The sequence below is a fragment of the Shewanella sp. 30m-14 genome, from assembly GCF_052977125.1.
The window spans coordinates 281,188-307,469 of sequence record NZ_JBRILW010000001.1; the positions used below are offsets into that span (position 1 = coordinate 281,188).

At 42.6% G+C, this 26,282-nt stretch carries 22 protein-coding genes and 1 tRNA gene; 14 read left to right on the plus strand and 9 right to left on the minus strand.

Going from position 1 to position 26,282, the window contains the following annotated elements; all coding sequences use genetic code 11:
* Positions 1 to 15 precede the first annotated feature (15 nt).
* From earP to ACVBIU_RS01255, 5 genes are all read right to left on the minus strand, one after another.
* A complete protein-coding gene (gene earP, locus ACVBIU_RS01235) occupies positions 16 to 1,209 on the minus strand; it encodes an elongation factor P maturation arginine rhamnosyltransferase EarP (protein ID WP_447159197.1) in 1,194 nt (397 codons plus the stop codon).
* A gap of 145 nt (positions 1,210 to 1,354) precedes the next feature.
* Positions 1,355 to 1,882, minus strand: a complete 528-nt coding sequence (gene fldA / locus ACVBIU_RS01240; protein ID WP_447159198.1) for a flavodoxin FldA — start codon at positions 1,880 to 1,882, stop codon at positions 1,355 to 1,357.
* Positions 1,883 to 1,939: 57 nt separating this feature from the next.
* Positions 1,940 to 2,212, minus strand: coding sequence for a LexA regulated protein (gene ybfE / locus ACVBIU_RS01245; protein ID WP_012277331.1), 273 nt, complete (start codon positions 2,210 to 2,212; stop codon positions 1,940 to 1,942).
* Positions 2,213 to 2,223: 11 nt separating this feature from the next.
* Positions 2,224 to 2,445 (minus strand): DUF2788 domain-containing protein, encoded by a 222-nt coding sequence (locus tag ACVBIU_RS01250; RefSeq protein ID WP_012277330.1) that lies wholly within the window; start codon positions 2,443 to 2,445, stop codon positions 2,224 to 2,226.
* Positions 2,446 to 2,542: 97 nt separating this feature from the next.
* Complete coding sequence (locus ACVBIU_RS01255; RefSeq protein WP_447162777.1) at positions 2,543 to 3,301, minus strand: alpha/beta fold hydrolase; 759 nt, start codon at positions 3,299 to 3,301, stop codon at positions 2,543 to 2,545.
* A gap of 276 nt (positions 3,302 to 3,577) precedes the next feature.
* Between ACVBIU_RS01255 and seqA the strand changes: the two genes are divergently transcribed.
* Together seqA and pgm are read left to right on the plus strand one after the other, a co-directional pair.
* Entirely contained in the window at positions 3,578 to 4,126 is a 549-nt protein-coding gene (gene seqA / locus ACVBIU_RS01260; protein ID WP_447159200.1) for a replication initiation negative regulator SeqA, read from the plus strand.
* 77 nt (positions 4,127 to 4,203) lie between these two features.
* On the plus strand, positions 4,204 to 5,844 hold the full coding sequence (gene pgm, locus ACVBIU_RS01265) for a phosphoglucomutase (alpha-D-glucose-1,6-bisphosphate-dependent) (RefSeq protein ID WP_447162776.1): 1,641 nt from the start codon (positions 4,204 to 4,206) through the stop codon (positions 5,842 to 5,844).
* A gap of 130 nt (positions 5,845 to 5,974) precedes the next feature.
* On the opposite strand, the gene msrA is transcribed toward pgm, so the two are convergent.
* Positions 5,975 to 6,454, minus strand: coding sequence for a peptide-methionine (S)-S-oxide reductase MsrA (msrA, locus tag ACVBIU_RS01270; protein WP_447159202.1), 480 nt, complete (start codon positions 6,452 to 6,454; stop codon positions 5,975 to 5,977).
* Between the two features lie 283 nt (positions 6,455 to 6,737).
* Here msrA and astE point away from each other — a divergent pair, with 283 nt between their 5' ends.
* The 6 genes from astE (at position 6,738) to ACVBIU_RS01300 (ending at position 13,282) form a co-directional block, all read left to right on the plus strand.
* Positions 6,738 to 7,775: a succinylglutamate desuccinylase gene (astE, locus tag ACVBIU_RS01275; RefSeq protein WP_447159203.1), complete on the plus strand. Its 1,038-nt coding sequence runs from the start codon at positions 6,738 to 6,740 to the stop codon at positions 7,773 to 7,775.
* A gap of 183 nt (positions 7,776 to 7,958) precedes the next feature.
* Positions 7,959 to 9,137 carry a thiamine pyrophosphate-dependent dehydrogenase E1 component subunit alpha gene (locus ACVBIU_RS01280; protein WP_447159204.1) on the plus strand — a complete coding sequence of 393 codons (1,179 nt, stop codon included), beginning with the start codon at positions 7,959 to 7,961 and terminating at the stop codon, positions 9,135 to 9,137.
* Between the two features lie 3 nt (positions 9,138 to 9,140).
* A complete protein-coding gene (locus ACVBIU_RS01285) occupies positions 9,141 to 10,118 on the plus strand; it encodes an alpha-ketoacid dehydrogenase subunit beta (RefSeq protein ID WP_447159205.1) in 978 nt (325 codons plus the stop codon).
* Positions 10,119 to 10,127: 9 nt separating this feature from the next.
* Positions 10,128 to 11,765 carry a dihydrolipoyllysine-residue acetyltransferase gene (locus ACVBIU_RS01290; protein WP_447162775.1) on the plus strand — a complete coding sequence of 546 codons (1,638 nt, stop codon included), beginning with the start codon at positions 10,128 to 10,130 and terminating at the stop codon, positions 11,763 to 11,765.
* A 129-nt stretch (positions 11,766 to 11,894) separates the two neighbouring features.
* Positions 11,895 to 12,962 (plus strand): quinolinate synthase NadA, encoded by a 1,068-nt coding sequence (nadA, locus tag ACVBIU_RS01295; RefSeq protein ID WP_447159207.1) that lies wholly within the window; start codon positions 11,895 to 11,897, stop codon positions 12,960 to 12,962.
* 230 nt (positions 12,963 to 13,192) lie between these two features.
* A tRNA-Ser gene (locus tag ACVBIU_RS01300) sits at positions 13,193 to 13,282 on the plus strand.
* 165 nt (positions 13,283 to 13,447) lie between these two features.
* Here the strand turns inward: ACVBIU_RS01300 and ACVBIU_RS01305 are convergent.
* Positions 13,448 to 14,086: a sulfotransferase gene (locus tag ACVBIU_RS01305; RefSeq protein WP_447159208.1), complete on the minus strand. Its 639-nt coding sequence runs from the start codon at positions 14,084 to 14,086 to the stop codon at positions 13,448 to 13,450.
* Positions 14,087 to 14,242: 156 nt separating this feature from the next.
* The gene (gene cls / locus ACVBIU_RS01310) at positions 14,243 to 15,700 is read right to left on the minus strand and encodes a cardiolipin synthase (protein ID WP_447159363.1); all 1,458 of its coding nucleotides are present in this window, start codon (positions 15,698 to 15,700) and stop codon (positions 14,243 to 14,245) included.
* A gap of 169 nt (positions 15,701 to 15,869) precedes the next feature.
* On the opposite strand from cls, the gene ACVBIU_RS01315 reads away from it, so the two are divergent.
* From ACVBIU_RS01315 to ACVBIU_RS01330, 4 genes are all read left to right on the plus strand, one after another.
* Positions 15,870 to 16,751, plus strand: coding sequence for an endonuclease/exonuclease/phosphatase family protein (locus ACVBIU_RS01315; RefSeq protein ID WP_447162774.1), 882 nt, complete (start codon positions 15,870 to 15,872; stop codon positions 16,749 to 16,751).
* A 35-nt stretch (positions 16,752 to 16,786) separates the two neighbouring features.
* Positions 16,787 to 18,742, plus strand: coding sequence for a RecQ family ATP-dependent DNA helicase (locus ACVBIU_RS01320; RefSeq protein ID WP_447162773.1), 1,956 nt, complete (start codon positions 16,787 to 16,789; stop codon positions 18,740 to 18,742).
* Positions 18,743 to 18,931: 189 nt separating this feature from the next.
* Positions 18,932 to 20,710, plus strand: coding sequence for a DUF885 domain-containing protein (locus tag ACVBIU_RS01325; RefSeq protein WP_447162772.1), 1,779 nt, complete (start codon positions 18,932 to 18,934; stop codon positions 20,708 to 20,710).
* 219 nt (positions 20,711 to 20,929) lie between these two features.
* Entirely contained in the window at positions 20,930 to 21,604 is a 675-nt protein-coding gene (locus ACVBIU_RS01330) for a response regulator transcription factor (RefSeq protein WP_447162771.1), read from the plus strand.
* Between the two features lie 75 nt (positions 21,605 to 21,679).
* Here the strand turns inward: ACVBIU_RS01330 and ald are convergent, their stop codons facing one another.
* Positions 21,680 to 22,795, minus strand: a complete 1,116-nt coding sequence (gene ald / locus ACVBIU_RS01335; RefSeq protein WP_447159213.1) for an alanine dehydrogenase — start codon at positions 22,793 to 22,795, stop codon at positions 21,680 to 21,682.
* 180 nt (positions 22,796 to 22,975) lie between these two features.
* Here ald and lrp point away from each other — a divergent pair, with 180 nt between their 5' ends.
* Complete coding sequence (gene lrp, locus ACVBIU_RS01340) at positions 22,976 to 23,479, plus strand: leucine-responsive transcriptional regulator Lrp (protein ID WP_447159214.1); 504 nt, start codon at positions 22,976 to 22,978, stop codon at positions 23,477 to 23,479.
* 189 nt (positions 23,480 to 23,668) lie between these two features.
* Complete coding sequence (locus tag ACVBIU_RS01345) at positions 23,669 to 26,269, plus strand: DNA translocase FtsK 4TM domain-containing protein (protein ID WP_447162770.1); 2,601 nt, start codon at positions 23,669 to 23,671, stop codon at positions 26,267 to 26,269.
* The last annotated feature ends 13 nt before the right edge of the window (positions 26,270 to 26,282 follow it).

The window sequence follows — 26,282 nt, forward strand, 5'->3', positions numbered from 1 at the left end:
TTTAAACGTAGTATCTTAGCTATTTTTGACAAATTGAACTAGTCGAGAAACAAGATCTACATCATTTATTGCATCAATTGGCCATTGTTTAGCGTGCTGCAACAGTGGCAAACCGACTAAATTTATTTTTTGCCAGTAGCTAGCTGTTTGTTCTTGCTGTTCTTTATTAAAGGCAAGATTTAATGCTTTCCAGCTTATCGCTAATTCTGGCGGCAGATTATTACAGTAAAGCTGCATAAAGGCATCTAATTTTATTAGATGATAGTCATCTTCTTGTGCATATATGTGCCAAATGAAGGGTTTTGCGGCCCATTGGGCTCTTAAGAATGAATCTTCACCGCGCACAATATTAAAATCACAGCTCCAAAGTAACTTATCGTAACCTTCTTGATCTGTCATTGGCAAAATATGGATTACTAAATTCCCAAGCTTTATCTGCATTCCTGCACTGAGCTCTGCAATAGAGCAGGGGAGTATTGTTTGTAAGCTATTAAGGCTCCGCCCCTTAGGAAACAAAGCATGAATCGTTTGTTGGCTATCTTGCCATGTTTCACATAAAGCGAGTAACGCATCAGACTCATAGCTAAAAACGCTAACGACATTATCTTCAGGGCTTATGCCCCTAAGCCCGAGGCTTGCAAATAAATTGTGCCGATTTTGTGAGTCTTGCTGCCAAGCATCGCGCTGTTCAAACAGTTTATTTTCGCAAATGAGCCCACCAGTTTTAGCTGTGAATCCGGGGAAATAAAAGTATTTCTTCAATCCACTGGCTTGCATCGAAGGAAGTCCGTGACAGCCTTCTACCCAAGACTCTGCACTCAGGTATTCAAGATTAAGCCATAAAGGCGGTTTTGCTGCACTTGAATCGAGTTTGTATACCTGATGGATGGCGATTAAGTTGTTTTTAACAGACTCAGGCAATTCACACGCAAAGGCCTCAATAAGCACAGTACCGGCTTGATAAGAAATCGCTAATGGCTCAGACCACTGATTGATGGTGACACCAAAATGAACCTGGCTTATCAAGTTAGGATCGAGTGCGGGCAATATGTGTGAGAAGCTTTTTAAATCATCGACCCATAAGGTGATAGCAATAGGTTGCTCTGCAGACAATTGTTTTGCAAGTCGCCATGTGACGCCAATGTCACCATAATTATCAACGACCGCACAAAAGATATCCCAACGTTCTGGGCTATTTTGACTTGTCATATTACAAAACTCACTCTATCTGCTCAATGCGAGACGGTTAAATCGGCTATTGAGCCTTATTAATGAGACAAAAAAGCGGCATAATAATATGCCGCTTTTATAGAATTACGCTAAAAGTAAATGATTACCTTTAAGGTGTGATTCTTTAGTCTTCAAGCTCAGCTAAACACATCTCTTCATAGATCTGCTTAACCCATGCATCAACGCGCTCTTCTGTTAGCTCAGGCTGACGATCTTCGTCGATACCTAGACCTACAAAGTGCTTGTCGTCTGCTAAACCTTTTGATTCTTCGAAATCATAGCCTTCAGTAGGCCAATGGCCAATAACGACCGCGCCACGAGCTTCAACGATTTCGTTGACCATGCCCATAGCATCAAGGAAGTACTCTGCGTAATCTTCCTGATCGCCACAACCAAAGATTGCGACTAATTTGTCTTCGAAGTTGATTTGCTCAAGTTCAGGGAAAAAGTCGTCCCAGTCACATTGTGCTTCACCATAGTACCAAGTTGGAATGCCGAAAATGAGCAGATCGTAATCTGCAATTTGTTCCTTGGTACTTTTGGCAATATCTTTTACCTCAACCATTTTTTTACCCAGTTTCTTTTGGATAATCTTGGCTACGGCTTCGGTGTTGCCTGTATCAGACCCGAAAAAAAGACCTACAGTTGCCATTGTTGTTCCTTTAATATCTAGTTAACTATTAATGGTATGCGTGCATTTAAAAGTGGGTTAGTCACTAACCTGCTTTTGAAGTATAGATTCGATTAGTTGGCTACGGCTGATATTACTGGCCATAGCTTGTTCATTCAAGGCGTCGTACAAATCTTGTGACACCTTTAACTCTATTCGTTTTAATCCGTTTGCTCGATCACGCTGAATTTGGTTTCTTTTATTAATTTTAAGCTGTTGGTCCCGAGGCAAAGGATTGCTTCGAGGCCTACCACGTCGCTTTTCTGTTGCAAACAGATCAATGGTGGTTCTATCTGATGTTTCTTTTGCCATTGAGTTCGTATTTACCCGATGCCTGAGCTTTCCCAGGTCATCTGTATAATCCCTTTTGCAATAAACCCGGCGCAGCCGAGAAATAAAACTAGCCAAACAATGTTTCGCCCAAACGTCGGCACATTGCCTTGCTTGAGTACATCTCTAATGGCCATACCAATAAAAAAGAAAATGGCTGCAAAAAACAGGTTTAAGCCGAGAGCTTCAATCTGTTCCATATACTGCATCAACATTCGCCATTCCTTTCTAGGCTAAAAAAAGTTGCGCGAATATACCATATAAGTTTTCAAGCGGCTATATGCTTTACCGCTTTCTGTGGTGAAAAACAGCTTAACATTGTGTAATAAAATCTTTGACTATACGGTTAAAAATGCTGGCTTTTTGAGCGTGTAACCAATGACCCGTGCCTTCGATTGTTTTGGCTTTAACCGTTGGAAATTGTGACAGTATTGCTTGTCTGTGTTCAGCCGTCACATAATCTGAATCCCCTCCACGTATAAATAGACAAGGGCCTTGGTAGGAGTGATTAAAGGTTGGCCAATCAATAATATCGGCGTAACTGGCTTTTAAGCCGTCTAGGTTCATTTTCCATATAAAACCTTGCTCTGTGCGAGCAAGAGATTTTAATAAAAACTGCGCGGTACCCTCGTCAATATCACAAGATTGCATATAGGCGAGCGCTTGGCGTCTATCTTTAATCTCTGATAATGGCATGGATGCTAATGCAGTAAAGACTTTGTCATGGCGACTTTGGTAAGCTACCGGCGCGATATCTGCAACGACTAGCTGGCTAACACGCTCTGGGTAACTGAGTGCGGTTGCCATGGCTATTTTCCCCCCCATAGAATGTCCAATAAGAATCGCATCCTTGCAGTTAAGCTCATCAATCAAGTTAACCATGCTATCGGCTAGTGATTGATAACTCATATTGGCTACTTGGGGGCTGCTGCCGTGATTGAGTACATCAATGCGAACAACGGTAAAGTTTGCCTCGAGCTCTTTGCCCAAAGCCTTAAGGTTATCAAGATCACCAAATAAACCATGAATAAGGATAACTACGGGGCCTTGACCGCTTGTCACATAATGCATTGTCTTTCCACTTACTTGAATCGAATGGCGCAGATTGTGCCTTGGTTTACGCTAAAATCCAACAAAGAGCGCACATACCCGTGATTAGCGCTTAAAAAGTAAACATTGTTTGTTTAGTAAATAGGATCTTTCTCCTCTGGATCGCAGTTTTCATTTAATGACGCTTTATCAAGGCTCTAAACCTCGCTACACTGGGCGGATAATTCGGGACAGTTATGCGATCTTTTTGCATTTTAGAACACCGATCCGCTTTTCTACTTAAGGAAGATAACCGTTATGAAATATATCGAAGTTGATGAAGAGCTTTATCGACACATCGCCAGCAAGACTGAACATATTGGCGAGAGCGCTTCGGATATTTTGCGCCGTATATTGGGATTACAAGTTGAATCAGTGGTTCAAGAAGCACCTGAAAAGATCAGTCATCCGAGTCTTGAGCACTCTTCACCTAAGCCAGTAAAGGTCGCTAAAGTAGCAACTAAGGCCGTTTCTGATTTTACCCGTTTGATCGATGTCGATGCGTTGGCAGCCCAAAAGGGCGCGGTAGGGCGTTTTCTATTTATTCTAGATACGGTTTATAGAGCATCAACGACACAATTTGAGCAGGTGTTACAAATTCAAGGGCGTGACCGCTTATACTTTGCGACGTCAAAAGATGCACTGTTAAAAGCCAGTAAATCAGCAAATCCAAAAGAGATAGGCCAAAGTGGTTTCTGGGTCACGACAAACAACAATACCGCTAAAAAGCGCACAATTCTTTCTGAAGTTTTGCTGCAGTTCGGTACGAATGAAGAGCAAGTGGCTCAAATTATAGAAAAAATTTAACGACATAAAGCGTTAACGTAAAATGTATAAACTTGCTGTGACGACATTAAAAACACGGTAAATAAAGGAGAGGGTAATTGGCTACACACAAGAGAGCAGGATTGATTGCTGAGCAAAAGGATTTGGTCAATATCCCCAAACTCGTTAGCCTATATTATAGCTTAACGCCCGATGTGAGAGATGTAACTCAAAAAGTGACATTTGGTACCTCGGGTCATCGTGGAAGTGCGATGCAAAAAAGCTTTAATGAAGCACATATTGTTGCCATTGCTCAAGCAGTTGCTGATTATCGAAAGCAAGCCAATATCACGGGTAAGTTGATATTAGGTATTGATACACATGCCTTGTCACAACCCGCAGCCATTTCGGTTGTTGAAGTGTTAGTGGCTAACGAAGTTAGCGTTGTGGTTCATAAAAATGATGGTTTCACACCGACTCCAGTGGTGTCTCATGCGATTATTTGTGCCAACAATAATCCAGTAGACGGTTTAGTCGATGGCCTCATTGTAACGCCTTCCCATAATCCGCCTCAAGATGGTGGTATTAAATACAATCCTCCCCATGGTGGACCCGCTGAAGGCGAAATCACCAGCTGGATTGAAGGCAGAGCCAACGAATATCTTGCTAAGCATTTAGCGGGCGTTAAGCGTACTCCATACAGCGCCGCGCTTGATAGTGGATATATAATAGAAGCCGACCTTATTTCACCTTATGTTGAAGACTTAAGTCAGGTCGTTGATATGCAGGCGATTGCAGATGCGAAACTCCGCTTGGGCGTCGACCCTCTCGGTGGCTCTGGGGTTCACTATTGGTCACCGATAGCAAAGTATTATGGTATCGACATCACAGTGCTTAACGACAAAGTCGATCCAAGTTTTAGCTTCATGCCTCTGGATAAAGACGGCAAGATCCGCATGGACTGCTCATCACCTTATGCAATGGCCGGTCTTTTAGAGCATAAAGATAATTTTGATCTTTGTTTAGGTAATGACCCTGACTTTGACCGTCATGGCATTGTCTGCCCAGGCAGTGGATTAATGAATCCCAATCATTTCCTTGCGGTTGCGATTGATTACCTAGTGACCCATCGACCTCATTGGACCGAACAGATGGTGATAGGTAAGACTTTAGTATCTAGTGCGATGATTGATAAAGTTTGTCAAATGCACAATAAACAGATGTCTGAAGTACCAGTAGGGTTTAAGTGGTTCGTTGAAGGCTTAGCCAATAGTGATTTTGCTTTTGGCGGTGAAGAAAGTGCTGGCGCAGCGTTTTTAAGAACAGATGGCAACACCTGGTGTACCGATAAAGATGGCTTTATTTTATGCTTGTTAGCGGCTGAAATTTTGGCTGTGACCGGTAAAACACCACAACAACGATACGATGAACTAGAAGCGCAGTTTGGTAAGAGTTTTTATCAACGCATCGATAGCCCTGTGAGCCTTGAAGACAAAGCTAAGTTTTCGAAGATTTCAGCAGATACGATTGCGGCGAATACCCTTGCCGGAGACGTTATCTTACAAAAGTTGACCCATGCACCGGGCAACGGCGCTGCTATTGGTGGTATTAAAGTTGTCACTGAAAAAGGCTGGTTTGCCGCTCGCCCATCGGGTACCGAAGCCTTATTTAAACTTTATGGTGAAAGTTTTGTTAGCCAAGCCCATCTGGCTAAGCTGTTAGACGATGCGCAGCAGATTGTCGCTCAAGCATTAAAGTAACAAATACAGCAAAAAATATACTCATCAGTAATGACTAAAAAAGGCACCTTGCGGGTGCCTTTTACTGTTTATAAGCATTAGTGAGCATGTTGGGGTTAGCGCCTTTGCTTCATTTGGCGTTGGGCGATGACTAGTAGCTGATGTGGCAGCTCGGTAATTCGTTCTTAGCGAGGTAATTCTGATGGTACTCTTCGGCGTGATGAAACTGCTGGCAAGGGACGATTTCAGTTACCACGTGTCTCGCACCCCATTTTTGGCTTTTAATCAAAGCCAGTTTTGAGATCTCAGCCAGTTGTTTCTGCTGCTTATCGTGGAAAAAAACAGTACTTCGATACTGCGTTCCTATGTCTCCACCCTGTTGATTAAGGCTAGTTGGGTTATGGTTTTGCCAGAAAACATTGAGCAAATCATCAAACGACACAATGGCAGGATCGTATTTAACTTGTACGACTTCTGCATGACCGGTTGTGCCGGTTTTTACTTGCTGGTAGCGAGTGTATTGATCCTTACCGCCCATATAACCGCAAGTACAATCAATGACACCTTCGACTTCTCTAAAGAAATATTCAACTCCCCAAAAACAACCTGCGCCGAATGTTGCCAATGCCATAGTTTACCCCTTAGTGCTGCTCTCGAATGTTGATGACTTTGCCTAGTAGCCGTTTGGATGGCTAGATGTCTTTATCTTGTTTTATTTTTTTGGCTTATGCAAGCAGAAATTAGACTCGTTGATTATTAGTTATACTATCTCGATAAAATCTGTACCCGAATAGAGGGGCAAATATGCTATTATCCTTGGCAGAATCAGTTCAGAATGCCGTAGAAACAAATGCTTGTTGCTTAATGATTTCTCGGAATATAAAGCTGACGTACCAACAAATAAGGAGTAGTTTGTGTTTCACGAATTGAAACAGTCTAAGGACTTTTTAGCGCTTACCCTGGCACATCCACAATATTTACCAGAAACGTTCGAGTTTGAGCTTGATAATCAGATCCGAGTAGAAGTGTGGGACACGGGTGTTATCATGTTTGAGCCGATTAATGCTAAGCACACCAAAGATATTGTCTTATCTTGTGCGGTTCACGGCAACGAAACAGCTCCGATAGAACTGTGTAATGATCTCATGACACAACTACTGGGTGAGAACATCGCGCTAAAACAGCGAATACTATTTCTTATTGGTAATCCACCGGCTATCCATAACGGCACGCGCTTTATCGATGAAAATCTCAATCGATTATTTAATGGCGCGTACTCTCGTGGTGAGGGCTTGTGCAATCCTGAGCGGGTAAGAGCGCAAAAACTTGAGCATTATATCGATAAGTTTTTTGCCTCTCAATCAGGCGAACGCCACAGAATACATTATGACCTCCATACTGCAATTCGCCCCTCTAAACATGAAAAGTTTGCTATTTACCCTTATCGCGCCAACCGTAAATACAGTAAGCAACAGATCATGTTTCTCGAATCTTGCGGTGTAAATACTATTTTATTACACCACGAACCAACGACAACGTTCAGTTATTTCTCCTCTGAAAATTATCATGCCGACGCATTTACCATTGAACTGGGTAAGGTGTTTCCTATGGGGCAAAATGATATGACGCGCTTTATTGCGATGAAAGAGATGCTAACACTATTAATGACGGGCAAAGATCTACAGTTACCCGACTTTGATATGAAACGCTTAAATCTGTATCAAGTTTGCCGTTCGGTAAATAAACATTTTGATGATTTTGAATTTAGCTTCGCTAACGATGTTGAAAACTTTACTGCTTTTCCAAGAGGATACACCTTAGCGAAAGAGGGCGGCAAAGAAGTCAAAATCGAACAAGAGTTTGAATCGATTGTTTTTCCAAATGCAAAAGTACCTGTAGGGCAGCGGACGGTTTTGTGTTTAAAGCCTGCCGATGAAAGTCAATTGGACTAAATTCAAACTGAATAACTGTGCATGTAAACCAATATATACATGCACAGACATGCTTAGTTGTGGTTTCAATGATGGGAAGTGTTGAGAGTTAGTTTACGTTAACGTAATGTTCTTCCCGCGTATTAGAATAGCAAGGCGCCGTATTTAGTCGTTTAGCGGCACCAACAATAACAAGAGCACATTATGAGCAACGCAACAACGAATGCAGAAACAGTCCATCGCGTGAGCTTTCTCGATAAAGACTCACTGTCGATCCCGATTTTAAAAGTGTTACAAGCAGATGGTACCGCCTATGAAGGCGCTGTATTGCCTGTAATAGACGAAAAGCTAGCCAAACAGATCCATGATACTTGCGTATTTACCCGAGTATTAGACGAGCGTATGTTGGGCGCACAACGTCAAGGTAGAATTAGCTTCTATATGACTTGTACTGGTGAAGAGGCTTCTATTATTGGTAGCACAGCCGCCCTCGATGATGGCGACGTTATCTTAGCGCAATATCGTGAACATGCAGCGCTGCGTTACCGAGGTTTTACGACTGAACAATTTATGAACCAAATGTTCAGTAATGAGAAAGACTTTGGTAAAGGCCGTCAAATGCCAATCCATTACGGCAGCCAAGCACTTAACTATCAAACGATTTCTTCGCCGCTAGCAACTCAAATCCCCCAGGCAACAGGTGTGGCTTATAGCCTTAAAAGACAAGGTAAGCGTAATATTGCTATCTGTTACTTTGGTGAAGGTGCGGCTTCTGAAGGTGATTTCCATGCGGGCCTCAACATGGCTGCAGTGTTAAATTCTCCGGTTATTTTCTTTTGCCGTAACAATGGTTACGCAATTTCTACACCTACAGAAGAGCAGTTCAAAGGTAACGGTATCGCCAGTCGTGGCGTGGGTTACGGCATGCATACTATCCGTGTTGATGGTAACGATATGTTGGCCGTACTTGCGGCAACGCAACAAGCTCGTGCCTATGCATTAGAGCATAACGCGCCAGTACTTATTGAAGCTATGACCTATCGCTTGGGAGCACACTCTTCTTCAGATGATCCATCGGGTTACCGCTCTAAAGATGAAGAAGCAAAGTGGCAACAACACGATCCAGTAAAACGCTTCAAACTTTGGATGATCAATAAAGGCTGGATGAATGAGCAAGAAGATGCCGATCTGTATGTGAAATACCGTGAAGAGGTATTATCTGAACTCAAAGTGGCAGAAAAAATACCCACGCCTCATCTCGATAGCATCATCGAAGATGTTTACGATACGCCAACTCCTTTACTTAAAAAACAGTTAGCACAGCTGAAAGAACACGTTAAAAAATATCCAGAATCCTATCCAAAAAGCGCAGGGAGAGTATAAGCCGTGGCTCAAATGAATATGTTGCAAGCCATTAACCAAGCGCTGAGCTCGGAAATGGAATCAGATGAAACAATGACAGTGTTTGGCGAAGATGTCGGTCACTTTGGAGGGGTCTTTAGAGCAACCTCTGGCCTACAAGAAAAGTTTGGACGCGACCGTTGTTTTAATACGCCGTTAACCGAACAAGGCATAGCAGGCTTTGCCAATGGTTTAGCATCAAATGGCATGACGGCTGTCGCTGAGATCCAATTTGCCGATTATATTTTTCCTGCAATTGATCAAATCGTTAATGAAAGTGCCAAATTTAGATACCGCAGTGGTAACGAGTTTGATGTGGGCGGGCTGACCTTTAGAACTCCATATGGTGGCGGAATTGCAGGCGGTCACTATCACTCGCAATCACCAGAAGCTTATTTTACTCAAACACCAGGGCTTAAAGTGGTTGTGCCGCGTAATCCAGAGCAAGCGAAGGGCTTATTAATCGCCTCTATTCGTGATAAAAACCCGGTGATATTCTTCGAGCCTAAACGCTTATATCGCGCCTCAGTTGGTGATGTACCCGAAGGTGACTACGTTATCGAACTCGGTAAAGCGGAAGTCGTGAAAGTGGGGACTGATATCACGCTTCTAGGCTGGGGAGCTCAGATGGAGATCCTTGAAAAATCGGCTGAAATGGCGGCTAAAAAAGGTATTTCTTGTGAAATAATCGATTTAAGAACCTTGTCTCCTTGGGATGTCGATACTGTCGCGGCATCAGTAAAAAAGACTGGTCGCTTACTGATTAACCACGAAGCACCATTAACGGGTGGGTTCGCAGGTGAAATCGCAGCAACAATTCAAGAAGAGTGTTTCTTGTACCTTGAGTCGCCAATTGCCCGTGTTTGTGGTCTAGATACACCGTATCCTTTGATCCATGAAAAAGAATATATGCCAGATGCGTTAAAGACGTTTGAAGCAATCAAAGCTTCGGTTAAATTTTAGGAGCCCGCCATGATTAAAGATTTTATCCTTCCGGATATCGGCGAAGGCGTTGTCGAATGTGAGCTGGTTGAATGGTTGGTAGCAGAGGGTGATAGTGTTGTTGAAGATCAACCTATTGCCGATGTGATGACCGATAAAGCATTAGTGCAAATTCCTGCGCCCAATGCCGGTGTTATTACTAAGCTTCATTACGCCAAAGGTGAAATCGCTTTGGTGCACGCACCGCTTTATTCTGTCGATGTAACAGAAGAGCTGCAAGTGACGCCAAGCGCTGCTTCAGGCGAGAGCTCGATAAGTGACACAAACTTTGTCGAAACTGCCTCCGTACAAACAAGTCCTTCCGTAGCGATCACTGCAGGTGTGACTATTGAAGAGTTTTTACTGCCCGATATCGGTGAAGGTATTGTTGAGTGTGAACTTGTCGAATGGCTCGTTAACGAAGGTGATATGGTCGTTGAAGATCAGCCTATTGCCGATGTGATGACCGATAAAGCCTTAGTGCAAATACCCGCCATAAAAAACGGTAAAATTAGTAAATTACATTACCGTAAAGGCCAGCTGGCACGTGTGCATGAGCCGCTATTTGCCATTGAAGTTGTATCAGATGCAAACAGTGTAAATGTCACTGATGCAAGCAAGACTAGCACCGTCGATACACTTGCTAATGCATCAGTAACAACAAATGAAATAGTGCCACAAGGCAAAGCGCTAGCAAGCCCTGCGGTGCGACGTTTGGCTCGCAGTCTAGATATTGATATCTCAACGGTGAGTGGCTCTGGTAAAAATGGCCGGGTGTACAAGGAAGATATTGAGCGTCACCACCTTGGCGGCGCGGCAATGCAGTCAGGTATCACTGACGCAGTCAGCACGGCTAAGGCAACGGCGCAAACTGTGGCAGTTGCTCAACACGCACAGGTTGAAAACTTGCAGGTTAAAAACCACGCCGATAGAGTTGAGCCGATAAAAGGTGTACGCGCCGTGATGGCGAAAATGATGATGGACTCTGTATCAACGATCCCACATTTTACCTATTGCGAAGAGTTTGATTTAACCGATTTAGTTGCACTACGTGAAAGCATGAAGAAAAAGTATTCATCAGACGAGCTCAAGCTCACCATGATGCCTTTCTTTATGAAGTCTATGTCACTGGCACTGGCTCAATTTCCAGATATGAACAGCCGAGTTAATGCTGACTGCACTGAGCAGACTTATCTTGCAAGCCATAACATAGGCATGGCAGTTGATTCTAAAGTGGGTCTACTTGTGCCTAATGTAAAAGATGTACAAGATAAAACGATTCTTGAAATCGCTACTGAGATCACGCGTTTAACTCATGCTGCACGAAGTGGCAGGGTATCTCCAGCGGATCTTAAAGGTGGCAGTATTTCAATTTCAAACATCGGTGCATTGGGTGGTACGGTGGCAACACCAATCATTAATAAGCCTGAAGTAGCGATAGTCGCCTTAGGTAAACTGCAAATGCTACCGCGCTTTAATGAGAAAGGCGAAGTCGAAGCGCGTAAGATCATGCAGGTGAGTTGGTCTGGCGATCACCGGGTAATTGATGGTGGTACCATTGCTCGTTTTTGTAACTTGTGGAAACACTATTTAGAACAGCCACAAGAAATGTTGCTAGCTATGCGATAGCTATCAACAACGTGATAAAATGGCGCTAGTGATAGCGCCTTTTTTATCTCTATTAGCCCTGTAGTAGTTTTAAATTTGTTAACTATTCCGTATAATTCCGCTAATCTGTTATTGCCCATTGGTTTTACTATGAGCGCTTTCGCCCCAATTATCGAAAATATTGACTATCCTTTTCCACCCAAGCCTGCTCCTTTATCCGATCGTGAGAAAGCTGAATCAACAGCCAGAATTAAGCAGCTTTTAAAAGAAAAAGATGCGGTTTTGGTTGCGCACTATTATACCGACCCAGAAATTCAAGCTTTAGCGGAAGAGACCGGCGGTTGTGTTTCTGACTCATTAGAGATGGCCCGTTTTGGCCGTGATCATCCCGCTAAAACATTAATTGTTGCTGGCGTTAAGTTTATGGGTGAAACCTCTAAGATCCTAAGTCCAGACAAAACGGTGTTAATGCCAACACTGGAAGCCACTTGCTCGCTCGATCTTGGTTGCCCAATTGAGACCTTTAGCGAGTTTTGTGATGCTCACCCAGATCATACTGTAGTGGTTTATGCTAATACCTCCGCAGCAGTAAAAGCTCGTGCAGACTGGGTTGTGACATCGAGCATTGCACTTGAAATTGTTGAGCATCTCGATAGCGAAGGTAAGAAGATTATCTGGGGCCCAGATCGCCACTTAGGTAGTTATATTGCAAAACAAACCGGTGCTGAAATGTTGATGTGGCAGGGCGAGTGCATTGTCCACGATGAGTTTCAAGCCAAAGCATTGCGTGAACTGAAGAAGTTACATCCCAATGCCGCTGTTTTAGTGCATCCAGAATCTCCCGCTAGCGTAGTAGAACTCGCTGATGCAGTTGGCTCAACTAGTCAGTTGATTAAAGCAGCCCAAACCATGGATAACGATATGTTTATCGTGGCTACCGATAAAGGGATCTTCTATAAGATGCAGCAGGCAGCCCCTAACAAGGAGCTAATTGCTGCACCGACAGGTGGAAATGGCGCGACTTGTAAGAGCTGTGCACATTGCCCTTGGATGGCGATGAATGGCCTCAAAGCAATTGAAAGTGCGTTAGAGAATAAAGACGCGAGTGCGCATGAGATCTTTGTCGACGATGAATTGCGCCTCGATGCACTCAAACCACTGGATAGAATGCTGGATTTTGCGGCTTCTTTAAATATGAAAGTTAAAGGTAATGCTTAAACTTTAGCAATTGATTTTAAATAAAATAGCCTGCAAAGCAGGCTATTTTATTTTTATTCGTCGAGTAAATCTTTTAATTGACCATCAATTGTGCAAACGAAGAGTAATAGCGCTATTTGGCTTGACGCAATAAGGCCTTTTCAGTAAAGTAGCGCTCCGTTGCTAAGCAATTATTGTAAAAGATTTTTGGTAGCAATCGTGGTGCTTAAACACGTAAAAGATAATGCATCGGTGAGCTGGCTGAGTGGCTGAAGGCGCACGCCTGGAAAGTGTGTTTAGGTTAATCCCTAACGAGAGTTCGAATCTCTCGCTCACCGCCATATTAGAAAAGCCCGTTATCGCAAGATAACGGGCTTTTTGCTGTCTGTTACTTAGCTGTCTATCTATATACCTACCGGTAACTCTTTGTGCTACGAATTATCTGTTACTTTCACTCTGTTACTAATAGTTTGATAACAGGGCTTTTAATCAGTTTAGTTAAGGGCTTATCGTTTAGCTGCATAATCAAAAAACTTTCTATTTTCGATCCCCGCACTATTTGAATTCACTTTATTCGGATGCTTATGCTCCGCCCAGCAAGCCACTTTTTTTCCGATATTTAAGTGGGGGAACTTTGGCGTGCCTTCGAATCCGATACCGAGAAAACTCAGCATGCGGGTTAAGCTATCTTGATGGCTAACATTAATACGAATGAAATCATCACGGCCATCGAAATAATGAATGACTTGTTGTTGATGACGTAAGTAACAGGCTTTTAGATGCTCTGCATCATCAGGTTCTTTTGCAATAGCAAGATCGAACGTATTGTTAAAGGTCCGTTTAAGGATCGGGTTAAACGTACCCGTTTTCAGATCCAGCTGTGCCTTCATTTTATTGATAAGCATCTGCATAGAGGGAACCCATTGCGACAAATCACGCTCAAGGTAAACAAATTTGGAGTTGGGAAAGAGCCCATCCAGTTGTTGATAATCACAAAAACAGGGAGAGTCTGAAATGATGTCGGCTAAATGAAATGCCTGTTTAGTATATGCGGTATGGGCGACTTTAAAACCATAATCGAGCATAGCAACACTGATACTTGTAGTGCCAGTTCGCGGAAGGCCAATAATAAAAACTTTATTCATAATGTTGCCAAATATCGCATTCAAGCGATAACTACTATCAGGCCTAGCTTTCTAGGCTAGACCTCGGGGTAATGAGCAAGGGCTCTGAGTAAGAGTACTGGCTAAAGTTCTGTTCAAAAGTTCTGTTCAAAAGTTCAGCGAAAACTACCCAGATGGTTAGAGTAACGGACTAAAAAGATAAAATATTCGCTCAGCGGTGCGGCTAGCAATAGAGCGCTTTGCCCATTCCTGAGGTGAAATCTTATTTGAATCTTTAAGGTAATCCTGTTGAACCTGTTCAAGCTTTTGAGTGAAAACAAGGTTATCGACAGCGAGTGTCACCTCGAAGTTAAGCCATAAACTGCGCATATCCCAGTTAACTGTGCCGATTAAGCAATGATTACTGTCGATAACAACTGACTTGGTATGCAGTAAGCCACCTTTAAATCTATGTATGTTGACCCCAGCCTCTAAGAGCTCGCTGAAAAATGCGCGACTTGCCCATTCAACCATCAATGAGTCATTTTTATCTGGGACAATAATATCAACTTGAACATTACGCTGTGCGGCAATAATCAATGCCATGTGTAAGTTATCGCTGGGAACGAAGTAGGGCGTTGTTATAACAATACTTTTTTGAGCCTGATATATACTTTGGAGTAGCACACGGTGGATCACTTCTTCGCGCATGCCAGGCCCTGAAGGAATCACTTGCACTAAATCGGTAATTTCACTGTCTTCATGAGACAAGCACTTGGGTTGCTCTGGAAGAAAACGTTCGTTGGTTTCAACTTCCCAGTCCCAGGCGTGAATACTATTGAGTACGGGGACAGACGTGCCAGTGATCCTAACCATGACATCAATCCATTGTCCGACGCCCGCGTCTTGATTAAAAAACTTAGGGTCGACCAAATTCATTGAGCCTGTATAGGCAATTTGATTATCTACGACAACAATTTTTCGATGTAATCTGAGATCTAAGCGTCTAAAGAACATACGAAAAGGTGATACCTCTAGCGCGCTAACGACTTCAACACCCTTTTGTTTCATGAGTTTTGGCCATTGGCTTTTGAAGAAGTGTCGACTTCCCGCCGCATCGAGTAGTAAGCGTACTTTCACGCCTCGCGCCGCACTTTGTATGAGCGCCTGGGCAACATCATCGGCTCTGCCGCCGGGGTGCCAGATGTAAAACTCTAATAATATTGTTTCAGTCGCTTGGTTTATGTCTTCAATAAGATTATCTAAAATCTCATAGGTTTCGCTGCACAGGGTTAAATTATTATCGGCCAATGCAGGGATCCCGACTTGCTTTTCACAAATGGCACTGATTGATTGACCATATAGGCTGGCAACATGAGGGCGATACTTTCGGTACTCATAGAGCTTTTTAAACCACTCTCCATAAGGTTTGAACATCAGCTCTGCTCGAAGCGCTCTTTTTTTGCCTAAATTGAGCTCACCAAAAAGTAAGTAAGCAAAAGCACCGCCTAACGGGACAATATAGATAATCATTAACCAAGCGAGTGATACGCCAATCGTTCGCCGTTTGGCAACGACACGAATACTAATACCAGCAATTATCAACCAGTACACAAAGACGCCTGCTATGGTTAGTAGCTGATAAAACTCATACATATTGTGTTTGATAAATTTATCCTTAGTCACTCAAAGCCAAGTGCGGGCGAGCGTTGGAGGGTGCTTGAGCGAATAATCCCTGTCTAGAATGATTATGTGATTAAGCGTAATAAGCTATTATAATGAAAAGATTACTTTAAATCTAAAAACAGAGCTGAATAAGTCAATTATGGCGAAAATTATCCGTAAACTCATTTTATTAGCACTTATCGCAGCTGTAGCCGTGGTTATTTATGTCTACGACGCATCGGTTATTCCCTCTGACGATATTCTCGTTAGTAACGATAATCCTGCAGGTGTGCAGGCCCAGTGTATGACAAAACCAACCAAAGCGTCGCTCGATAGGTTCGGCAAGCTCGATATCACTACTTGGAATCTTTATAAGCAAAACAGCGACGGTTGGGATGATACCTTAAAGCAACTCGTAGAACGTTCTGATCTGTTGTTACTTCAAGAGGCGCAGTTAACCAAAGAGCTCAAGAGCTTTGTGGAGTCACAAAAGCTTTCTATGATTCTGGCGCAGGCATTTAGTTTTGATGGCGAACCCGTTGGAGTGATGAATTTGACGAGAGAACCCGCAATGAGTAGTTGCGTGTTTAGGAAGGCTGAACCTTATATCAATTTCCCAAAATCAATGTTGGTGTCGTATTATTTACTGTCAGATCAAAGCCAGCTGTTAGTGATCAATATCCATAGTATTAACTTCACCATCGGTCTAGAAGAGTACCTATCTCAGTTACGGGTAGTGGAAGAAGCGATGCAAGATCATCAAGGACCTGTCATTTTTGCTGGTGACATGAATACCTGGAGCGATACTCGATTGGATACGGTTAAACAATTGGCAAAGCGCACAGGTTTAACTGAAGTTATTCCTGAGGTTGACTCTAGAACAACCATTCTTGGTCACCAGCTTGATCATATATTTTATCGAGGACTAGAGTTAGTAAAAGCTGAATCAATCATCACCTCAAGTTCTGATCATAACCCGGTTAAAGCCTATTTTAGACTAGTGAAAAAACGCCCCGTTAAAGGCATCGCGACAACTAAATAATCATCACATTTACAAAAAATCATACAGGATTTTATATGGATAACGCACTGGCGTTACTTAATCGCTATTTCGGTTTTAGCGAGTTCAGATTGGGGCAGGGCGATGTTATTAACAACGTGTTGAGCGGAAAAAGCGCGGCGGCGATTTTCCCTACAGGCTCGGGTAAATCCTTATGCTATCAATTGCCAGCACTTGCATTACCTCACCTTACTTTAGTGGTTTCACCGTTACTTGCGCTGATGGATGATCAATTACAGTTTCTTAATCGCAAAGGGATCCCCGCGGCATCAATCGATTCAACACAAACAAATGAACAGTCCAGTGCCGTGATCCAAGGTGTGACTGACGGGCAGATTAAAATTTTAATGATCTCGGTTGAGCGTCTAAACAATGAGCGTTTTAGACGTTTTATTTCATCGGTTCCCATCTCGTTGTTAGTGATCGACGAGGCGCACTGTATTTCTGAGTGGGGCCATAACTTTAGACCTGATTATCTCAAACTGCCAGCGTATCAAAGACAACTTAATATTCCTCAAGTCCTGCTGTTAACAGCCACTGCAACTCCGAAAGTTATCGAGGATATGGGCAGTAAGTTTGGCATAGAGCCGCAATGTATTACCCTGACGGGTTTTTATCGCGCTAACCTTAATTTATATGCGGTAGGAATAAGCGCACAGGATAAAATACGTTACTTAAGTGATTGGTTGGTTCAAAAACAGGATCAGAATCAAAGTGGCATTGTCTACGTCACCCTACAGCAAACAGCTGAGACTGTAGCTAAAGCGTTAGTTAATAGAGGTTTTTCAGCTGTTGCTTATCATGCAGGAATGGATAGCGATAAACGTAAAACCATACAAAATCAGTTTATGGCGGGTGAGGTACCCATTATTGTCGCAACGATCGCGTTTGGCATGGGGATTGATAAAAGTGATATCCGTTTTGTGGCGCATTACGACCTGCCCAAATCGATTGAAAATTATGCCCAGGAGATTGGTCGAGCTGGACGAGACGGCTTAAGCTCTGACTGCCTAGTGCTGGCTAATCGTGACAATCTTAACGTGCTAGAAAACTTTGTGTATGGTGATACGCCAGAGCCTAGTGCCATTGAATTTGTCCTAGATGAAATCCGTCAAGCGTCAACCGTAAGCACGCAGTGGGAGCTGATGCTTAACCAACTATCAACGGCCTCAAACATCCGTACATTAAGCTTAAAAACCTTACTGGTGTACCTTGAAATGCTGCGGGTGATTAAGCCTAAGTACAGTTATTTTGCTGATTATCGTTTTAAACTTTTATGTCCTATCGATGAGCTCTTGTCAAAGTTTGATCCGCAGCGTCAAGTGTTTATCAATGCTGTTATCGACAGTTCTGATAAAGCCAAACTTTGGTACAGCGCCAACTTCAGTGCACTGGAGCAAACACTCCCAAATAGCCGAGATCGTGCCATTAAAGCACTCGATTACCTACATCAAAAGCAACTTATAGAATTACAAAGTAAGCAATTAACTCAGGTTTATGACATCTATAGCGCTAATATCAACGATTCGCTCGCGGCGCGTTTATTCGACCGATTTAGCACTAAAGAGCAGAGTGAAATAAGCCGAATTAATCAGTTAGTCGACTTTTTCGACAGCGAAGTTTGTTTAAGTTTACAGCTGGCACAATATTTCGCCGATCCTCACTTAACAGCCCCTTGTGGTCACTGTAGTGTATGCCTAGGTAATCTTGCGCGCTTACCTGCACCGCAACCCCTTAAGCCTTTAACCGACTTCTATTTTAATGATATTTGCCGTGAAGCAATTGAAAAGTTGGCTAAACACCTATCTCCAGTATTATTAAGCAGGTTTTTATGTGGTTTGACGACGCCGATATTTACCAAGATAAAGCTACGGCAGGCTAAAGGTTTTGCTCAGTTTGAGCATTACCGTTTTGCAGAAGTATTGGCCTGGGTTGAAGCCAACCTAGAAGCAGGTCGAATGCAATCAGAATAAAGATGTGAACCCTTAGCGAGAATGTAACGCTAAAAGACAATTTTTAGTGCCGAGCTTTGACAGCCTTTGTTGTGTAACAAAGGTTGTCAAACTGAGTTTAGTTACTGAAAATATGCACAGAACATGATTTACTGGAGCGGATTTTAAAGTGGCAGTAGACCACGCTCTAACAAATTAAGGGACCACACCATGAAAAAAGCCGCACTGCCTTTGGCCATTGCGTTATCTCTTGTGGGCTTAACAGCCTGTCAAAGTCAGCCTACAACTGAGCAAGTGGCGGTTGAGATCACCGATCAAAACTTAGCATTTGCCCAGTTCAGTCAAAATTTTATTGATGCGTTATGGATAGAGTCTCCAACTTGGGCACTTTATAGTGGTTTTCATAAATATGATGGTGTGTTAAAGGTTCCTAATGCTGAAACCCGTGCAGCGAGTTTAGCGTTTATTCAAACACAACAAGCAGCGTTAGCTAAGTTTGACCCTAAACTCATGTCACCAGCGACACTGACCGATTACCGTCTTATCGAAAACTTACTTGCCGAAATGAAGTGGAACATTGACACCTTCAAGTCATGGCAATGGAACCCTGCCAGTTATAACGTCTCTGGTGGATTTGCCCAGATTATTAATGAAGACTTTGCCCCGCTTAGTGAGCGTTTGCGTTCAGTGTTAGCAAGAATGGAAAATGTGCCAGCTTATTACGCTGCAGCAAGAGAAAACATTCAAAACCCAACGATTGAACACACGCAACTCGCGATAATGCAAAACCAAGGCGCATTCTCTGTTTTTTCTAATGATCTACTGAATCAAGTTTTAGCGTCGAGTTTATCCAACGCTGAAAAGGCGTTATTTGCTAATCGTTTTAATAAAGTGACCATGGCAATTAATGAACACATTGATTGGTTAACTGCATTAGAGGCTAAACTTGAGGTCGAGGTCGAGGGCGCGAAAAGCTTCCGTATTGGTGAGAAACTGTACGAACAAAAGTTTACCTACGATATACAAGCGGGTATGTCAGGTAAGGCGCTTTATGAAAAAGCTGTCAAAGACAAAAATCGAGTTCAGGCCGAAATGGCCAAAATCACCAAGAAAATTTGGAGTAAATACTTCGATACTCCCATGCCAAAAGATGACAAAGTTGCAATTAAACAACTGATTAATAATCTTTCTGCCAAGCATGTTAAACGCGAAGATTTTGTTGATGAAGTTCGAGCGCAGATCCCAGAGCTGATTGATTTTGTTAACGAGAAGAACCTAGTCACCCTAGATCCAAATAAGCCCTTGGTGGTTCGTGAGACACCCGCATACATGCGTGGATATGCCGGCGCTTCAATTAGTGCCCCTGGCCCCTATGAAAAGTCAGGTAACACCTATTATAACGTGACACCACTTGATGGAATGAGTGATCCCTCTGCTGAAAGTTACCTCAGAGAGTACAATCATTGGATACTACAGGTACTTAATATCCATGAGGCCATTCCTGGACATTACACTCAATTGGTTTATTCAAATGAATCGCCGAGCCTAATTAAAAGTTTATTTGGCAACGGTGCGATGGTAGAAGGCTGGGCTGTGTATACCGAACGTATGATGCTTGAAGAGGGCTATGGCAATTTTGAGCCTGAAATGTGGCTGATGTACTACAAATGGAACTTACGAGTCATCGCGAATACTATCCTAGATTACAGTATTCAAGTTAACGGCATGACTGAAGAGCAAGCTTTAGATCTTATGATTAACGAGGCATTTCAGCAGCAAGCTGAAGCTGAAGGGAAATGGCGCCGTGCAACACTGAGTCAGGTACAGTTAACCAGTTACTATTCGGGTTACCGTGAGATATACGATTTAAGAGAAGAGTATAAAACGCTTAAAGGTGATGACTTTGACTTAAAGGCATTCCACGAAGAATTTTTAAGTTACGGCAGCGCACCGGTAAAATATATTCGTGAGCTTATGCTGAATAAATAAGTTGTTTACGGTCAATACGTCAACATTAAACCTGCTTACATAGACAAAGCGCAGAGCCGCCAGTAAAAACTTGCGGCTCAGCTTCTTTCAATACCAGATCCTTATCAGAAAAATCGCGATAAATCCCGTTAAATCAATCCAAGTTAATCAAAGATGCTGGTAAATTCTTACCTTTCAATGTAATCTTAATGAAAATTATTCGTATTAAGATTGTTTGAGATGAAACACCTTCTATTGGTAGATGATGATATTGTATTCCTAAAAGCTTTATTACCTGTTTTGGAACAAGAAGGCTTTATTGTCACCGTTGTAAATAGCGGCGCCGATGCACTGGATAAACTAAAGTCCATTAGGCCGGATTTGATATTGTTAGATATCAATTTGCTAGAGTTAAGCGGCTTTGAGTTGCTAACACTGCGACTCGATAAAACACCGGCTATCGTTATCTCAACTTTAGATACAGAAGAGGACAGAATTAAAATATATGAGTTAGGTGCCGATGACTTTCTGAGTAAGCCATTTAGTCACCGTGAGCTAGTGGTGCGGATTAACGCATTGATGCGCCGAATAGACTGCATTAAAAATAATGCTGATTGTCAGCTTAAATTCTCTGAAGATATTAGCTTTGATGATAACCAGTTTATGATTTCAACCTCTGAGCAATCAGTATCGTTCACTCAAACAGAGTTTAAACTGTTTAAGTATTTATTTGAAAGGAAAGGTTTGGTCGTAACAAAGCAGGAATTGCAGCTTAGGGTCTTACAAAAAGAGCTAGGGCAGTTTGATCGTAACCTTGATATGCATATCAGTAATACACGCCGTAAACTGTCAGAAAATCAACTCCCGAAGACATTGATCAATACAGTGAGAGGTAAAGGGTATAGCTTTGCGTAGCCAAGTTGATAGGTTTTATATGTTCATAAAAAAGGGAGCGATTTGCTCCCTTTTTTAATGACTGGTTCTGAGGTGTTACTTAAGTAGAATCATTGGATCAACAAATTCTAAATTAAGCGCTTCAGCAACTTCAGCACAAGTGATCTTACCGTGCATAACATTAAGACCGTTCAGTAAGTGCTTATCTTGTAGAAGTGCTTCTCTGTAACCGAGTTGAGCCAGCTTAATGATGTATGGCAGTGTTGCGTTGTTCAATGCAAATGTCGAGGTGCGAGCGACTGCACCTGGCATGTTAGCAACGCAGTAATGAACAACATCATCAACGATGTAAGTAGGATCTTGGTGAGTCGTCGCATGGGATGTTTCAATACAACCGCCCTGGTCAATTGCAACATCTACGATTGCAGAGCCAGGCTTCATGCGTTTGATATGTTCTTTAGTCACAAGTTTCGGAGCCGCAGCGCCTGGAACAAGAACACCACCAATCACAAGATCAGCTTCAAGTACATGTTTCTCAATTGCATCAGCAGTTGAGTAAATTGCTTTAACTTTATTGTCAAATTGAGCGTTAAGGCGACGAAGAGCATCAATGCTTCTATCTAAAATAACAACGTCGGCACCTAAACCCACAGCCATTTGCGCTGCGTTTGTACCCACCATGCCGCCGCCAATAATCACAACTTTAGCAGGCTCAACACCTGGCACGCCACCGAGTAACATACCGCGTCCACCCATAGATTTCTCTAGAGCCATGGCACCGGCTTGAATAGACATACGGCCTGCAACTTCAGACATAGGGGCAAGCAGTGGAAGGGTACCGCGATCATCAGTGACTGTTTCATATGCAATACAAACAGAACCGCTTTTCACTAGGTCTTCTGTTTGTGGAAGGTCTGGCGCTAAATGAAGGTAGGTGAATAGCAACTGGTCTTCACGTAACATTGCGCGTTCAACAGCTTGAGGCTCTTTTACTTTAACAATCATCTCTGATTGAGCAAACACCTCTGCAGCAGTGTCCAGTATTTTTGCACCGACTTCGATATAATCTTGATCTGTAAAACCAATGCCTGAGCCAGCATTTGTTTCAATAAAAACCTTATGACCACGTGACGTCAATTCACGAACACTTGATGGAACCATGCCAACACGATATTCGTGGTTTTTGATTTCTTTTGGAACACCTATAATCATCTTCGAGCCTCAAATTCGCATAAAAACCCATTTTCTATGGGTGTAATTGTTATTTTGTATTGCCTGAACGTGAATGTTTCAGGGAAATCTAGTATAGTATTCATTCCGCAGTTTATGCTGCTGAAGTTTTTTTAAAAGCAGATAATAATATCGTCTTTGACGTCAACCAGGGTTATATATATGGTTAATAATAAAAAGAGTCCTATAAAAGACTTAGATCGCATCGATAGAAATATACTTAATGAATTACAGATTGATGGCCGAATTTCTAATGTCGAGTTATCTAAGCGCGTAGGGTTAAGCCCAACACCTTGCCTAGAGAGAGTGAAACGACTTGAAAAGCAAGGGTATATAAAGGGTTACACAGCATTAGTGAACCCTCATTATTTAGGTGCCTCTTTGTTAGTGTTTGTAGAGATCACTCTAAACCGTGATACTGCAGAAGTGTTTGATAAGTTTAATAAAGCGGTTCAGTTACTCGATGATATCCAAGAGTGTCACTTAGTCTCTGGAGACTTTGACTACCTATTGAAGACCCGAGTTTCTGATATGTCTGCATATCGTCGCTTATTGGGTGAAACACTTCTTAAATTACCAGCAGTTTCAGACACTCGTACTTATGTCGTGATGGAAGAAGTTAAGCAAACTAATCGTGTTGCTATCAATACTGTTTCAGACTCATAAATAATATACTAAATACAAAAAGGGGCCTAAAAGGCTCCTTTTTTTATACAAAATCCAAACTGATACAAATTGATGCAAACTGTTTGGGTGCATATTTATTCAATATTACTAGAAAGTCGCAAACGCTGCATAAAGTCTTAAATTCTGGTATGTTATCCCTAATTAACGTTTTTTAGTGTAGGTTTTCCATTGTCTAAGGGAAATAGTGTTAAAACGCTCTCAGGCGTACAACGGCTATTAGAAGGTAGTCTCATTGTTTGTTGCATGTTGGCAACTTACGTTCTTATCGCTTTGAGCAGTTTCCATTCTTCCGATCCAGGGTGGAGTCAATCAAATTTCAGTGGCGAAATTAATAACCTAACGGGCGCTGTAGGCGCGTGGTTAGCGGATGTTTTATTTTATTTCTTTGGTTACTGCGCATACATCATTCCTATCATTATCGCGTTAACGGGTTGGTTACTGTTTAAACGAACTCATAAGCTGTTAGAGATTGACTATTTTTCTGTTGGTCTACGTTTAATTGGCTTCTTGTTAATTGTATTTAGTCTTGCTGCGCTAGCGAGTATGAATGCAAACGGACTATATGGTTTTTCAGCCGGCGGCGTAGCGGGTGATGTTATTGGTCAAGCAATGCTGCCTTACTTTAATAAGTTGGGGACGACGCTATTACTACTGTGTTTTGTCGGTGCCGGTTTTACACTACTGACCGGTATTAGCTGGTTAACCGTGATAGAGCTAACAGGCTATGCCACTATTTGGCTATTTAAAAATCTGCGCGATCTACCTAATAAATTTAAGCCTGAATTGGGTGATACCGAAGATACACGCGGTTTTATGTCTGTGGTTGAACGCTTTAAAGAGCGACGTAATAGACAAACAGATGATGACTCGCATGAATACGAAGACGTCGATGAAGACGGCATTGAGCATGATGAATTTGATTCACAGCAAAAAGCCCAAAACAGTAACAGTAAGATTGTCGGACGAGAGTTAACACCTCAACCAAGAGTAAAGCCTAAAGTTATTGAACCTCAATTCAATACACCTAAGGCCAATGAACCTCAATTAACCGAGGCTGATAGCCACCATGCTACTTTAGCTGATGAACCAAGGATTTCAGCCCCATGGGTGAATGAAAGCTGTGATGAAATTGAATCAATCGATTTCAATAATAACGCCTCGTCGGGTGCGGTTAATGCAGTTAAGCGTATTGAGGATGACAAGGCTAAGATTGTTGATGGGATAGTTGTATTACCCGGTCAAGCCATTGAGCAAGAGCGCCAGCCTATGGCGCCGTTACCTAGTATCTCTTTATTGGATGTCCCAAATCGTAAGACCAATCCAATTAGTCAAGAAGAGCTAGAGCAAATTGGTAAGCTAGTTGAGGTTAAACTCGCCGACTTCAATATTACTGCAAACGTAGTAGGTGTTTATCCTGGCCCGGTTGTAACTCGTTTTGAGCTTGAACTCGCTCCTGGGATTAAAGCCTCTAAAATCACCAATTTATCGAAAGATCTGGCGCGTTCATTGTTAGCTGAAAATGTACGAGTTGTTGAGGTGATCCCAGGTAAAGCCTATGTGGGGCTAGAGTTGCCGAATAAGTTCCGTGAAACGGTATTTATGCGTGATGTGCTCGACTGTGAAGATTTCAGAGACGACCCTTCACATCTAAGCATGGTGCTCGGTGCTGATATCGGTGGTAAGCCAGTTGTTGTTGATTTAGGCAAAATGCCGCATCTGCTTGTTGCAGGTACTACCGGTTCAGGTAAGTCAGTGGGTGTAAACGTAATGATCACTAGTCTGTTGTATAAATCAGGCCCTGATGATGTGCGTTTCATCATGATTGATCCTAAGATGCTTGAGCTATCTGTTTATGAAGGGATCCCGCACTTACTGTGTGAAGTGGTTACCGATATGAAAGAAGCAGCTAACGCGCTACGTTGGTGTGTCGGAGAGATGGAGCGTCGCTATAAATTGATGTCAGCACTTGGCGTGCGAAATCTAAAAGGCTATAACGCTAAGATTAAACAGGCTAAAGAGTCAGGGCAGCCTGTACATGATCCACTGTGGAAGTCGTCTGACAGCATGGAGCCAGAAGCGCCAGAGTTAGATAAACTGCCCTCTATCGTAGTGGTCGTCGATGAATTTGCCGACATGATGATGATTGTAGGTAAAAAAGTAGAAGAGTTGATTGCACGTATCGCTCAAAAAGCCCGTGCTGCAGGGATCCATTTAATCCTTGCTACTCAAAGACCTTCTGTTGATGTGATCACCGGTTTGATTAAAGCTAACATTCCAACACGTATGGCGTTTCAAGTTTCATCTCGCATCGATTCGAGAACGATTCTAGATCAACAGGGCGCGGAAACCTTGCTTGGTATGGGGGATATGTTGTACTTGCCACCAGGTACTAGCGTTCCTATCCGCGTTCACGGTGCATTTATTGACGATCATGAGGTTCATAAAGTGGTCGCCGATTGGCATGCTCGAGGTAAACCGCAATATATCGAAGATATTTTGCAAGGTTCTGCAGAAGGTGAGCAAGTGTTATTACCTGGCGAAGCCAGTGATTCAGAAGAGGAGATGGATGCCTTATACGACGATGCGGTTGCGTTTGTGACACAAACTCGTCGCGGTTCAATATCAAGTGTGCAGCGTAAGTTTAAAATTGGTTATAACCGTGCAGCGCGTATTATCGAACAGATGGAACTTCAAGGTGTTGTCAGTGCCCAAGGTCATAACGGTAATCGAGAAGTATTAGCGCCGCCACCGCCAAAAGATTACGTGTAAATAAGTGCCATGC